The sequence below is a fragment of the Planktothrix sp. FACHB-1365 genome (genome assembly GCF_014697575.1).
GTDB lineage: Bacteria > Cyanobacteriota > Cyanobacteriia > Cyanobacteriales > Microcoleaceae > Planktothrix.
This window is the reverse complement of the sequence record NZ_JACJSC010000001.1, coordinates 290,278-302,988: the sequence shown is the minus strand read 5'-3', so window position 1 is coordinate 302,988 and position 12,711 is coordinate 290,278. Positions and strand designations below refer to the sequence as shown.

Sequence of the window (12,711 nt, the reverse complement as noted above, 5' to 3'; positions counted from 1 at the left end):
TCAAGCATGGATACAGCAATGGCGAAAGACAAGCGAGATTCCAAACCTAGGCATATTGTTCTGACTTCTCACCCCACCCCCTACGGCGCCAAACCGATCCCCATTCATTGGGGAAACGCCGATCCCCTCAAACGTGGCCCCTTAATTGGAACCTTGACCGATCCCAGTCATCGTAACGTAATTGGAACCCATTCCGGTTCTTATGCCATTTATCGCGCCTTAGCGGTGGTTCAGGGAAGCTTAAAAACCGACCATCGCGCCGACTTAACCAATACTTCCCCCATTGTCAATATTGGCCCCTATCCCAGTTGGGCTGATCCTGATAAAATTGTCGCCCTCGATCCCTTTGGGGCGGTGGTTGGGGATGTATTTACCGACTATTTTGAAAAAGGCTATGATATTCGCCCCACCATTGCCATTACAAAAGCCCATATTAATATGCCCGAATTATACGAGGCAGCCGCCAAAGGACGGTTAAAATTAGATGGGGAAATCATGAAAGAAAATGGGGATTTAGTAGTAACAAAAGCCGCTATTGAACCTGTGTGGTATTTACCCGGTGTTGCCCATCGTTTAAAGGTAACAGAAAGCGATTTACGTCATGCTTTATTTGAACAAACTGGGGGGATGTTTCCTGAGTTAATTACCCGTCCTGATTTACAAGTATTTTTACCGCCTATTGGTGGGGTTACGGTTTATATTTTGGGGGATATTTCTGCCATTACTGACCCTGATCGCCCAGTGGCGGTTCGAGTTCATGATGAATGTAATGGATCGGATGTTTTTGGGTCTGATATTTGTACCTGTCGCCCCTATTTAGTGCATGGCATTGAAGAATGTATTAGAACAGCCCAGGAAGGCGGTGTCGGGGTGATTGTGTATTATCGAAAAGAGGGACGAGCATTAGGAGAAGTCACGAAGTTTTTAGTTTATAATGCCCGCAAACGTCAAACGGGAGGCGATCGCGCAGACGCTTATTTTGAACGGACAGAATGTGTTGCTGGAGTTCAAGATATGCGGTTTCAAGAGTTAATGCCGGATGTATTACATTGGTTAGGAATTACTCGAATTGATCGCTTAGTTTCCATGAGTAATATGAAATATAATGCCATTGTGAATTCAGGAATTGAAGTGGTGAAACGGGTTCCTATTCCTGATGATTTAATTCCGGCGGATGCCAAGGTTGAAATAGAAGCGAAAAAAGCCGCAGGCTATTATACCGAAGGAGAGATTTTAGATGCAGAAGGGTTAGTGAGTGTGAAGGGTCGAGAGTATTAAGGGTAGAGAACGCTGCTATGAAATCTCATTAATTGTAGGGGCGAGGTTCTCTCGCCCTGAACTCGAAATATCGGGATTTTCAAGAACAATAAAAAGCGGTAAATATGGTAAAAATTACTAGAGATTTTAAAGAAACAATTACTGCACGAGTTCAAAGAGAACCTGATTTTGCGATGGCTTTATTTGATGAAGCAGTCTCTCTATTTTTGAATGGAGAACCTGAAGTTTCCCGATTAATATTGAGGGATCTAGTTAATGCAACAATTGGTTTTGAAGAACTAGCTCTTGAAACCTCAAAACCCAGCAAAAGTTTACACAGAATGTTATCTGCAAAAGGTAATCCAACGATGGACAATTTAACGGCTATTTTTGATGTTCTTCGTCGGAAACTCAATGTTGAAATTAAAGTTAATATAGTAGCTTCTTGTCGCTAAAATATTATGGGTTACTGATTCTATAATGTTCCGAGCTATTAGAACAGGGAGCACTTCGACGGGCTCAGTGCTTCGCAGTAAGCTGTGAATCGGTTAAAGAATAATTTTTATTAAATCTAATATTTTTTTAGAGTTTAAGATGAGATAATGAACAGAGATAGTCTGAGGGTTTGTTTTTTATGACAATGCTAAACTTGAAACCCACCCATAAACCTGTTAAAGCTTATTATGACGCTTTACAACAGTTTGCAAAGTTGGGGGTTTCTCAGGAATTAGCGGTGAAAGATGCCTTTGCAGACTTATTAAAAGCTTGTTGTCAACAATTTGATTTAACCTTAATTCCTGAAAAAGAAATTAAATTAACGACAGGGAAACGCATTCGCGTAGATGGTGCTTTAGTTCGGGATGGAAGTATTCGATATGGTATTTGGGAAGCGAAAGATAGTCATGATAAATTAGACCGAGAAGTTAAACAAAAATTTGCCGTTGGATATCCTCAAGATAACATTATTTTTCAAGCTCCTGAACGGGCGATTTTATGGCAATGCGGAAAACAAATCTGTGATGAAGATATCACAAAACCTCAAATTTTAGTCGATACCTTAAAGTTATTTTTTGAATATCGAACGCCTGTGATCGCTCAATGGGAAACCGCCGCCAGCGAATTTGGGGGACGAGTTCAAGATTTATCAACTAAACTGATTAATTTAATCGCAACTCAACGCAAAACGAACGCCAATTTTATTCAAGCCTTTACTCATTTTACGGACATTTGCCGTCAAGCCATTAACCCGAATCTTTCCGAGGCGGCGGTGGAAGAAATGTTAATTCAACATCTGCTGACGGAACGAATTTTTAGACGAATTTTTGATAATTCTGATTTCACCCATCGCAATATTATTGCAGTAGAAATTGAAAAGGTAATTCAAGCGTTAACGTCTAAATCTTTTAGTCGAGATCATTTTTTAGGGGAAGTAGATTATTTTTATCGAGCGTTAGAAGATGCAGCCCAAACCATTAATGATTATAGCGAGAAACAGCATTTTTTGAATACGGTTTATGAGAAATTTTTTCAAGGGTTTGCGGTGAAAGTTGCCGATACTCATGGAATTGTTTACACCCCTCAACCTATTGTTAATTTTATGGTGAAAAGTGTTGAGGATATTTTACAAAAAGAGTTTGGCAAGTCGTTAAATGACAAGGGTGTACATATTCTTGATCCCTTTGTGGGGACGGGTAATTTTATTTTACGGGTGATGCAGGAAATTAGAAAAACAGCCCTTCCTTATAAATATGAACATGAATTACACTGCAATGAGGTGATGTTATTACCTTATTATATTGCTTCAATGAATATTGAGCATCAATATTTTGAAGCAACGGGAGGTTATAAAGCTTTTGAAGGGATTTGTTTAGTTGATACCTTTTCCGATCAACAGGTTCAACAGTTATCGTTATTTACGCCAGAAAATACCGCCAGGGTTCAACGTCAAAGAAGTTCACCGATTTTTGTAATTATTGGAAATCCGCCTTATAATGCTTGGCAGGTTAATGAAAATGATAATAATAAAAATCGGAAATATGAAGAAGTTGATCAACAAATTCGAGAAACCTATGCTAAAGATTCCAAAGCAACTAATAAAAGTTCTCTTTCTGATCCTTATGTTAAAGCAATTCGCTGGGCATCTAATAGAATAGGAGATGAGGGAATTATTGCTTTAGTGACAAATAATAGTTTTATTAATGCTCTTGCTTTTGATGGCATGAGAAAACATTTAGAGAAAGATTTTGATTTAATTTATCTTGTTGATTTAGGAGGTAATATCAGAAAAAATACAGATCCTTCAAAAAGTATTCATAACGTTTTTGATATTAAAGTCGGAGTTAGTATTAATATTTTTATTAGAAAAAATAGAGCGAATCAGTCTAAGAATACAAAAATTTATTATGCTAGTGTTGGTGAATTTTGGAGAAAGGAAGAAAAATTAGGATATTTAGATCAGTCACAAAATCATAGTAATATTGAATGGTCACTGATTAATCCTGATCAAAAATATACTTGGTTAACAGAAGGATTGCAAGATGATTTTGAAAGTTTTATCCCAATAGGCAATAAAGAAACTAAAGATAAATCGATTAATGAATCAGCTATTTTTAGAAATTATAGTAGTGGTGTGCAGACAAACCGAGATGTGTGGGTGTATAACTTCAATAAAAATTTATTAGTTGAAAATATAAAATTAACCATAGAAAATTATAATCATCAGGTTTATCAATGGAAAACTAAAAGAACGCCTAAAGATACAGTAGATTCATTTGTTATTTACGATGACACTAAAATTAAATGGAGTAGTCGTTTAAAAGAGTGTTTAAATTCTGGGAGTACAGCAGACTTTAACGGTGAGAAGATTAGATTGTCTATGTATCGTCCATTTTCTGTTCAATTTTTATATTTTGACGAAATTTTTAATCATCGTAGAGGTCAATTCGCTTATATATTCCCTACACCAGATACTGAAAAAGAAAATCAGGTTATTGCTGTAACTAATCATTCACAAATTCCTTTTTTAGTACAAATAACAAATTGTATTCCATCTCTTGATGTCGGTGGTCGTGCTGGTCAATGTTTCCCCTTCTACACCTACGACGAAGACGGAACAAACCGAAAAGAAAATATTACCGACTGGTCACTTGAACAATTTAGAAATTATTACCAAGATAAAACTATTACAAAATGGGATATCTTCTATTATACCTATGGAATATTGCATCATCCCACCTATCGAGAACGCTACGCCGCCAACCTCAAACGAGAACTTCCTCGCATTCCCTACGCACCCGATTTTCGAGGGTTTGTAAATGCAGGACAACAATTAGCAGATTTACATCTCAACTATGAACAACAACCCGAATATAACCTTAAATTCATTGAAAATGATCAAGTTCCGTTAAATTGGCGAGTCGAAAAAATGAAACTGAGTAAAGACAAAACCCAAATTATTTATAATGAGTTTCTCACCTTAAGCGGGATACCTCCTGAAGTGTTTGAATATCGCTTAGGAAATCGTTCGGCGTTAGATTGGATTATTGATCAATATCAAGTTAAAATTGATAAACGCAGTGGAATTGTAAATGATCCGAACCGTTTAGACGATGAACAATATATTGTGCGGTTAATGGGTCAAGTGATAACGGTTAGTTTAGAAACGGTTAAAATTGTTAATCATTTACCCGATTTGGGATTATACTAAGAGAGGAAGCCCTGAAGGGCTTACTACAAGTAGAGTTGATATGAAAAATTTAGAAGCTTATCAAAATGCGATCGCTTATTTTCGTTCTCCTCAAGCTATTCGAGAACGGTGTAATTTTATTTTTAATTTAGCGTTATCTGATCAATTACAACATTTCCGTTATTATCCCGAAAGGTTAGAATTGGTAGCTAATTTTGTGTTAGATAATATTAGACAAAATTATCCTAATCTTCAGGTTCCTTTCCATTCTCGATGGCGACATTTTGAAGTCGGGAATATTCCTAGACTGGAAAACTTACAAAAACAGCTAAATGATTTGTCTTTAGTAGAACAAACCCAAGCAAAACTAGATTTAGCGATTATTAGTGTTTTATTAGATGCGGGTGCGGGGGAAAAATGGTACTATCAAGAACCTGAAACGGGGTTAGTTTGGCGACGTTCTGAAGGGTTAGCAATTGCAAGTTATGAAATGTTTTGTCAAGGGGTATTTTCAAGTGATCCTGAATCTCCGTTTCAAGTTGATGCTAAAGGATTAATAAATTTAACAGAATCTCAATTCATAAGCGGATTTCAAATTACTGAAAATAATCCTTTAACCGGAATTAAAGGCAGATTAGAACTGTTAAAAAAATTAGGAAAAACTTTATATGATTATCCTCATTTATTTGGAGAATATAACCCTAGACCGGGAAAATTAGCGGATTATTTTTTAACCCAAACCCAAGATCAAAAACTCAGTGCTGTTACGGTTTTAACTGCTATTTTAGAAGGATTAGGAGAAATTTGGCCGGGACGATTAACCCTGAATCAGGTTAATTTAGGAGATGTTTGGTATTATCCAGGGTTAGAAGCCTTGGATTCCAAATATCCCTTTGTTCCCTTCCATAAATTATCCCAATGGTTAACCTATTCTTTACTTGAACCTTTGCAGGATTTAGGATTAGAAATTATTGATTTAGATCAATTAACGGGATTAGCAGAATATCGAAATGGGGGATTAGGGTTAGATTTAGGATTATTAGAATTAAAAGATCCAAATTTATTTAAAATCTTCCATAAACCTGATTCTAGTGTTATTATAGAATGGCGATCGCTGACTATTATAATACTGGATAAAATTGCTGATATTATCTGCCAAAAATTAAACTTCACCCCCCAAGAATTTCCCTTGGTTAAAGTCTTACAAGGGGGAACGTGGAACGCCGGACGGGAGATCGCCCAACAACGCCGTTCTGATAGTTCTCCCCCTCTCAAATTAGAAAGTGATGGAACAGTATTTTAAGCTTGTTTTGTTAACACAAATACACTCCCTACATTTCCCCGTCCGATTCTTAAATCTTCATCTAAATAGGTAATATCTAACCAGCCTTGTTGATCCCGTGCTTGTAAATTAAAATCAATGGCTATAAATTTTTTACCTGTTTCAATATCCGTAATAAAAGGATTAGGGGATTGATACCCGATAAATCGTTGAGAACCGATAATAAACCGATTAAATTTAACATTAACTCGTTTTTCGGAAACGGCTTCAAATTGGGCGGCGACACTGACTAATCCTTCTAATAATGGTAAACTTTGAACTTCGGCGATATTATAAACTTTCTGATCGGCTACCCGAATACATTGATAAATTTGTCCTAATCTCAACAATGGAAAACGACCAATTCCTAATAATTCATCGCTACTGGTATATAATAATCGCCAATTGCCCTCTAACAGTTGAGGGACTTCCAACGGTCGAGGGTTGGGGTTGAAGTCCTCTAGTTGAGTAATGGCCGATAAAATAGCAACTTTATCGGTTTCAGTGGCGAGTAACCCTCGGTTTTTACCCGCGATCAGTTCTAAGAGGGTGGCTTTTTTTTGATTAATCATAATTAAAATTTATATTATTAAAATAATGAGTTAGCTTTTTAAATCGATATCGAGTTTTATCGATTTAACAATTATGATACTGTCCATAATCAACTATTGTGTAAAATTACATTAAGTCTAACGTACTTCTATTTGACACCTGAAACTAAAAATGCTCAATCCATCATTGCGCGAAATCCCTGTCCATGAACCGGCGGATGTCATTCCTTCTAAGCAAGAAATTTCACTTCTGACTTGGTTGGAATCAACCGGACGTCTGATCGCGCGAGATACTCCCATTAGTGAAGTCACGGACTACTTGGATGATGAAGAGGAAATCTCGGAACTCATGTCCGTTGATGACTCCGTTTATGATGATGATGATGATGATGATATCGATGAGGACTTATTAGAAGGCTAGGAAGACCGACGAGGGCACTGTCACCAGTTGACCGAAACCCTTTGTCCTATTTCCAGTCTTTTGACTTTGTGGTGTTGAGGATTAAATTTTTTTGTGGATACCAAATTTTCTTCGGTTAAATCATTCAACTTGTCTGGACAAACCTTACTATTGTTCCTGAGTTTGGGGTTGAGTGTATTCGCCTTGAGTTTAGATGGGGTGAACAGCCAATTATTCCAGATTCAAGGGTCGTTATTTCTGCCTGGGTTAGTGTGTACGGTTGCGGTTTCTGTTTTGGGATCTTGGGTGATTCCAATTTTAGTCCGAATTAAAGCCGGACAATTTATTCGAGAAGATGGCCCCCAAGCCCATTTACAAAAAGCTGGAACTCCAACGATGGGAGGCATCTTTTTAATTCCGGCGGGTGTAGCGATCGCTCTTATTTTAACTCGATTTCACCCGAATGTTATAGCGGTTTCTGCCTTAACCTTAGCCTACGGATTAATTGGTTGGTTAGACGACTGGCAAATTTTAAGACGTAAATCAAACAAAGGTATTTCTCCTAAAATGAAATTGGCGTTGCAAGTCGGTTTTGCAACGCTATTTTGTTTTTGGTTATTAACAACTCAATCTCCAACCTTAACCACCGTTGCGTTACCTTTGGGATTAGCAATTCCTTTAGGATTATTATTCTGGCCTTTGGCAATTTTTGTCCAAGTTGCTGAGAGTAATGCCACCAATTTAACCGATGGGGTGGATGGATTAATGGGGGGGTTAGGGGCGATCGCATTTTTGGGTTTAGGTGCGTATTTAGCCCCCACAGCACCGGAATTAACCACCTTTTGTGCTTGTATGAGTGGGAGTTGTTTAGGATTTGTTACCCATAACCGGAACCCAGCCAAAGTATTTATGGGGGATACGGGAGCCTTGGCATTAGGGGGTGCTTTTGCGACTGTGGCTTTATTAACCAATAGTTTGTGGGTGCTATTGATGATTAGTGGAATTTTCTTCGTTGAAACCCTGTCGGTGATTGCTCAAGTCGGCTATTATAAAGCGACCAAAAACTCCGATGGAGTCGGAAAGCGTTTGTTGAAAATGGCTCCTTTACATCATCATTTAGAATTATCAGGATGGCAAGAAACTCAAGTAGTTGGGACTTTTTATTTGATTAATGCTATCTTAGTTGTAATCACCCTGATCCTAGGTTATTTATCAACCTAAATCTTGCTCTTCCCTCACATCTGGTTTTATTTCCATGACTAACCTTTCTGTTGTTATCCCCGTTTATAATGGTGAGACGGATTTGCCGGATTTAGTTGATTGTTTGCGATCGCAAACCTATCCGGCAGATCAAGTAGAATACTTATTGGTTGATAATAATAGTCAGGATAATTCTGTTGCGATTGTCAAGGAATTAGCGGCAACTTCTGCAATTCAGATTCGGTCGTTGTCAGAAAATCAGATTCAAAGTTCATATTCTGCTCGTAATGCCGGAATTCGAGCCGCGACCGGGGAAATTATTGCCTTTACGGATATGGATTGTCGTCCAGAACCTCAATGGTTAGAGCAATTAATTAAACCTTTTTCTAATCAAAATATCGGGTTAGTAGCAGGAGAAATAATCGCTTTACCGAGTGAAAATTTATTAGAAAAGTATGCCGATAAACAAGATACTTTATCTCAAAAACACACCTTAAATAATTCGTTTTTACCCTATGGTCAAACGGCTAATTTAGCCATTCGACGTGTGATTTTTGAACAGGTGGGTTTGTTTCGTCCCTACCTGACTACTGGGGGGGATGCTGATATCTGTTGGCGGATTCAACAACAAACGAATTATCAATTGGAATTTGCACCCCAAGCAACGGTTAAACATCGTCATCGGTCTACGTTCAAAGCCTTACAAAGTCAGTGGCGACGCTACGGACAATCTAATCGTTATTTACACGAACTTCATGGCATTAATTTAATGAAAGGGTTAACCTTTTCTGATTATGTTTATCGCTTAGGACGTTGGGTTTTAAAAGAATTACCTCTCGGTAGTGTAAAACTTTTCATGGGAAAAGCGGAAATCGTGGATTTAGTCAGTACCCCCATTTCGTTATTAAATGGAACTGCTCGCTTTCAAGGACAACAACAATCGAAATTATCTGAACAAGCTAGACAGATTGAACGTTTATAAATAAAAATAGAAAGCTTCATTTTCAGGGGATAATTCAAAGTAAACCTGTTTGTTGATAAAATCGCCATGACTCGATTTAGACTGTCTCAACAACACTTAAATTTGTTGTCTCTGTGTCCCCGCAAGTTTCAATATACCTATTTAGATCAATTGGTTTCCCCCATCTCTCCAGAGGATGAAGAACGTATCACTTGGGGAAATCGATTTCACCTGTTGATGCAGCAACATGAGTTAGGATTACCCGTGGAAGCATTACTCACGGAAGACCTTGAATTAAAACGCTGTTATACTGAATTTTTAACTGTTGCCTCGGATATTTTTACGTTAAATTCTGATCAGCAAAATTTTAGATTTCGAGAAGCAGAACATTATCGAAGTTTAAATTTTAAGGATGATTTATTAGTTGCTGTTTATGATTTAATTAAAGCCGAGGAACAACAGGCGCAAATTTTTGATTGGAAAACCTATCCTCGTCCTCAAAATCGCCATCTTTTAGAACAAAGTTGGCAAACTCGATTATATCTTTATCTTTTAGTTGAAACTAGCCAATATTTACCCGAACAAGTTTCGATGACCTATTGGTTTGTTAAGTCTCCTCAAAAACAACCTCCTCAATCTTTACATTTTCCCTATACTGAACAACAGCATCAACAAAATAAACAAGATTTAACCCAACTGATTGATCAATTTCATCACTATTTAGAGGGTTATGAACAAGGTGAACCCTTTCCCCAGGTTGATATCAATCAAGGATATTGTAAATCTTGTCAATTCGGGATTCGGTGTCAACGAGTTCCTGAAGAATTAGCACTTGATCAACCTTTAAATTCTGTGAATTTTTATAATATTGATCAAATTCAAGAAGTTACAATCTAAAGGATTAATCTTTTTACCTATCCCTCTTCCCTACTATATGTGGCAAATTCAACCAACTTTAGATGTTCCTAAATGGGTAATTCCTATTATTCAAGAGTATGCACCTCAAAGTTCAGGACAATATATTGCTCAATTATTGCTTCACCGAGGAATAAAAACTCCTCAACAATTAGTTGGATTTTTAAATCCTCAATGTTATCAATCTGCAAGTCCCTTTGAGTTTGGAATTGAGATAGAAAGGGCAGTTGAACGATTAGTTTTAGCCCGAAATCGTCAAGAAATTGTAACCATTTGGGGAGATTTTGATGCCGATGGGATTACGGCAACTTCTGTGTTATGGGATGGATTAGGACAATTTTTTAATCGTGAAAATCAGCAACTATCTTATTATATCCCTAATCGATTAATAGAATCTCATGGATTAAATTGTACCGGAATTGATCAATTATATCAACAAGGATGTCAGTTAATTGTTACTTGTGATACGGGAAGTACAAATTTAAAAGAAATTGAATATGCTCATCAATTAGGGATTGACATTATTGTTACGGATCATCATACTTTACTCGAAGAAAGACCGCCTGTTATTGCCATTATTAATCCCCGTTATTTATCGCCAGATCATCCTTTATATCATTTATCAGGGGTTGCCGTTGCTTATAAATTAGTCGAGGCATTATATGAAATTTTACCCAATATTCCCCAACGTCCCTTAGAAGATTTATTAGATTTAGTTGCCATTGGTTTAATTGCCGATTTAGTTCAACTCAAAGGAGATTGTCGTTATTTAGCTCAATTAGGAATTGAAAAATTACAACAACAATTAAAGAATCCCACCCGTCCAGGGGTCGCTAAACTGTTAGAGTTATGTAAACGAACAGGCGATCGCCCGACGGATATTTCCTTCGGTCTTGGCCCTAGAATTAATGCCGTGAGCCGCATTTATGGAGATGCTAAATTCTGTGTTGAACTACTCACCAGTCGAGATAAAAAACGCTGTCAACAACTCGCCTTAGAAACCGAATTAGCCAATACTCGCCGTAAAGCATTACAACAAGATGTGACCCGTGATGTTATGGCAAAATTAAGAAAAATAGATTTATCAACCACTCAAGTTATTGTGTTATCCGATGCTCAATGGCCTGGAGGAGTTTTAGGTTTAGTGGCGGGTCAAGTGGCTCAAAATTATGGACGACCGACGATTTTATTAACCACTGAAGGAACAATTAATTTATCCAGTTATGCCGATCAATTGAGTCAGAATTCGGAGTTTAAATTAGCTAGAGGTTCGGCTCGTTCAGTGAATCAAATTGATCTCTATGAATTAGTTAAAAGTCAATCCCATCTTTTACATCGATTTGGGGGTCATCCCTTAGCCGCTGGGTTAAGTTTACCCGTAGAAAATATACCGATCTTTACTGATGCTATTAATCGCCAAATGCGAGAACAAGTTGAATCGGATTTAGAAGAAATTGGACAACGGAATATTCAAGTTGATTTGGTTTGCACCGTTGCTGAATTAGGGGTTGATTTATTTCAAGAATTAAAACTATTAGAACCTTGTGGAATGGGCAACCCAGTTCCCAAACTTTTAATTCAAAATTGTTGGTTTACAAATGCTTGGCATTCTTTAGAACAAGATGTTAGAGGGCGAAAAGTTCAATATATTAAAACTACTTTTGAACTGTGGGATGAGTCCACCTCAACAGGATTTCCGGGGGTTTGGTGGGGACATTATAAAGATGAATTACCAGAGGGACGTTCAGATGTTTTAGTTGAACTAGATTTTAATACCTTTAAAAAACAATATGAAATTCGCGTATTAGAATTATATTCTGCTGAAAATCAAGCTCTGATCTCATCGATTAATTTTGCCGATCACCCAATTTTAGATTATCGAAATCAACCCCTAGATGAACTTTTATCTCATTCTGGAAGGAGTCAAAATTTATTAATTCTCGAAGATTGTCCAACGTGTTGGGAGGACTTACAAGCTTGGTTTCGACGCGCCTATACTCAAAAAAAACCCTTAGCGATCGCTTATACCTTACCTGAATTATTACCTCCTGTCAAAATTTGGGAACAACTCATTGGAATTGCAAAATATCTTAGTCGTACCCATCAAGCCGTCACCCATCAACAACTGCGCTATCAATTAAACCTCGGAGGAATCCCTTTAAAAATAGGTTTTGAAGCCTTAAAACTTCTAGGATTTAAAATTGAATATCGGGATCATTCCTGTTATATAACTCGGCAGGATTTATCACCGTTGAATCCTTCCCCAACTCTTCCCCAATTAATCCAAACCTTTTTAATTGCTGTTCAAGAAGAACAGTTTCGGCGGCAATATTTTTGTAATGTTCCTGTGTCAACCCTGGAATATTTTGCTATTCAAACCCTAAAAAATATAGGAGTTGAAGCATAAAAAAACTCAAGTTT

Annotated in this window: 10 protein-coding genes; 9 read left to right on the top strand and 1 reads right to left on the bottom strand. The window is 37.3% G+C overall.

Annotated features, from left to right (window positions below):
- Window positions 1–6: 6 nt before the first annotated feature.
- From H6G57_RS01375 to H6G57_RS01360, 4 genes are all read left to right on the top strand, one after another.
- Window positions 7–1,278, top strand: a complete 1,272-nt coding sequence (locus H6G57_RS01375) for a GTP cyclohydrolase II (RefSeq protein WP_242048837.1) — start codon at window positions 7–9, stop codon at window positions 1,276–1,278.
- 104 nt (window positions 1,279–1,382) lie between these two features.
- The gene (locus H6G57_RS01370; RefSeq protein ID WP_190515405.1) at window positions 1,383–1,712 is read left to right on the top strand and encodes a DNA-binding protein; all 330 of its coding nucleotides are present in this window, start codon (window positions 1,383–1,385) and stop codon (window positions 1,710–1,712) included.
- Between the two features lie 179 nt (window positions 1,713–1,891).
- On the top strand, window positions 1,892–4,963 hold the full coding sequence (locus tag H6G57_RS01365) for a type ISP restriction/modification enzyme (RefSeq protein WP_190515403.1): 3,072 nt from the start codon (window positions 1,892–1,894) through the stop codon (window positions 4,961–4,963).
- A 40-nt stretch (window positions 4,964–5,003) separates the two neighbouring features.
- The gene (locus H6G57_RS01360) at window positions 5,004–6,245 is read left to right on the top strand and encodes a URC4/urg3 family protein (protein WP_190515401.1); all 1,242 of its coding nucleotides are present in this window, start codon (window positions 5,004–5,006) and stop codon (window positions 6,243–6,245) included.
- On the opposite strand, the gene H6G57_RS01355 is transcribed toward H6G57_RS01360, so the two are convergent.
- Entirely contained in the window at window positions 6,242–6,835 is a 594-nt protein-coding gene (locus tag H6G57_RS01355; RefSeq protein WP_190515400.1) for a PAP/fibrillin family protein, read from the bottom strand. The two genes, H6G57_RS01360 and H6G57_RS01355, sit on opposite strands and share 4 nt — an antisense overlap.
- Before the next feature lie 151 nt (window positions 6,836–6,986).
- Between H6G57_RS01355 and H6G57_RS01350 the strand changes: the two genes are divergently transcribed.
- The 5 genes from H6G57_RS01350 to recJ all read left to right on the top strand — a co-directional run bounded on the left by H6G57_RS01350 (window position 6,987) and on the right by recJ (window position 12,697).
- A complete protein-coding gene (locus H6G57_RS01350; RefSeq protein ID WP_072718007.1) occupies window positions 6,987–7,235 on the top strand; it encodes a DUF3134 domain-containing protein in 249 nt (82 codons plus the stop codon).
- Between the two features lie 93 nt (window positions 7,236–7,328).
- The gene (mraY, locus tag H6G57_RS01345; protein ID WP_190515398.1) at window positions 7,329–8,435 is read left to right on the top strand and encodes a phospho-N-acetylmuramoyl-pentapeptide-transferase; all 1,107 of its coding nucleotides are present in this window, start codon (window positions 7,329–7,331) and stop codon (window positions 8,433–8,435) included.
- Between the two features lie 34 nt (window positions 8,436–8,469).
- Window positions 8,470–9,396: a glycosyltransferase family 2 protein gene (locus H6G57_RS01340; RefSeq protein ID WP_190515397.1), complete on the top strand. Its 927-nt coding sequence runs from the start codon at window positions 8,470–8,472 to the stop codon at window positions 9,394–9,396.
- Window positions 9,397–9,462: 66 nt separating this feature from the next.
- On the top strand, window positions 9,463–10,272 hold the full coding sequence (locus H6G57_RS01335; protein WP_190515395.1) for a PD-(D/E)XK nuclease family protein: 810 nt from the start codon (window positions 9,463–9,465) through the stop codon (window positions 10,270–10,272).
- A gap of 37 nt (window positions 10,273–10,309) precedes the next feature.
- The gene (recJ, locus tag H6G57_RS01330; RefSeq protein ID WP_190515393.1) at window positions 10,310–12,697 is read left to right on the top strand and encodes a single-stranded-DNA-specific exonuclease RecJ; all 2,388 of its coding nucleotides are present in this window, start codon (window positions 10,310–10,312) and stop codon (window positions 12,695–12,697) included.
- The last annotated feature ends 14 nt before the right edge of the window (window positions 12,698–12,711 follow it).

What these genes read in the sequence shown, in the direction of transcription:
- H6G57_RS01375 (WP_242048837.1), top strand. Translation starts at nt 7, where the DNA reads ATGGATACAGCAATGGCGAAAGACAAGCGAGATTCCAAACCTAGGCAT.
- H6G57_RS01370 (WP_190515405.1), top strand. Translation starts at nt 1,383, where the DNA reads ATGGTAAAAATTACTAGAGATTTTAAAGAAACAATTACTGCACGAGTT.
- H6G57_RS01365 (WP_190515403.1), top strand. Translation starts at nt 1,892, where the DNA reads ATGACAATGCTAAACTTGAAACCCACCCATAAACCTGTTAAAGCTTAT.
- H6G57_RS01360 (WP_190515401.1), top strand. Translation starts at nt 5,004, where the DNA reads ATGAAAAATTTAGAAGCTTATCAAAATGCGATCGCTTATTTTCGTTCT.
- H6G57_RS01355 (WP_190515400.1), bottom strand. Translation starts at nt 6,835, where the DNA reads ATGATTAATCAAAAAAAAGCCACCCTCTTAGAACTGATCGCGGGTAAA.
- H6G57_RS01350 (WP_072718007.1), top strand. Translation starts at nt 6,987, where the DNA reads ATGCTCAATCCATCATTGCGCGAAATCCCTGTCCATGAACCGGCGGAT.
- H6G57_RS01340 (WP_190515397.1), top strand. Translation starts at nt 8,470, where the DNA reads ATGACTAACCTTTCTGTTGTTATCCCCGTTTATAATGGTGAGACGGAT.
- H6G57_RS01335 (WP_190515395.1), top strand. Translation starts at nt 9,463, where the DNA reads ATGACTCGATTTAGACTGTCTCAACAACACTTAAATTTGTTGTCTCTG.
- recJ (WP_190515393.1), top strand. Translation starts at nt 10,310, where the DNA reads ATGTGGCAAATTCAACCAACTTTAGATGTTCCTAAATGGGTAATTCCT.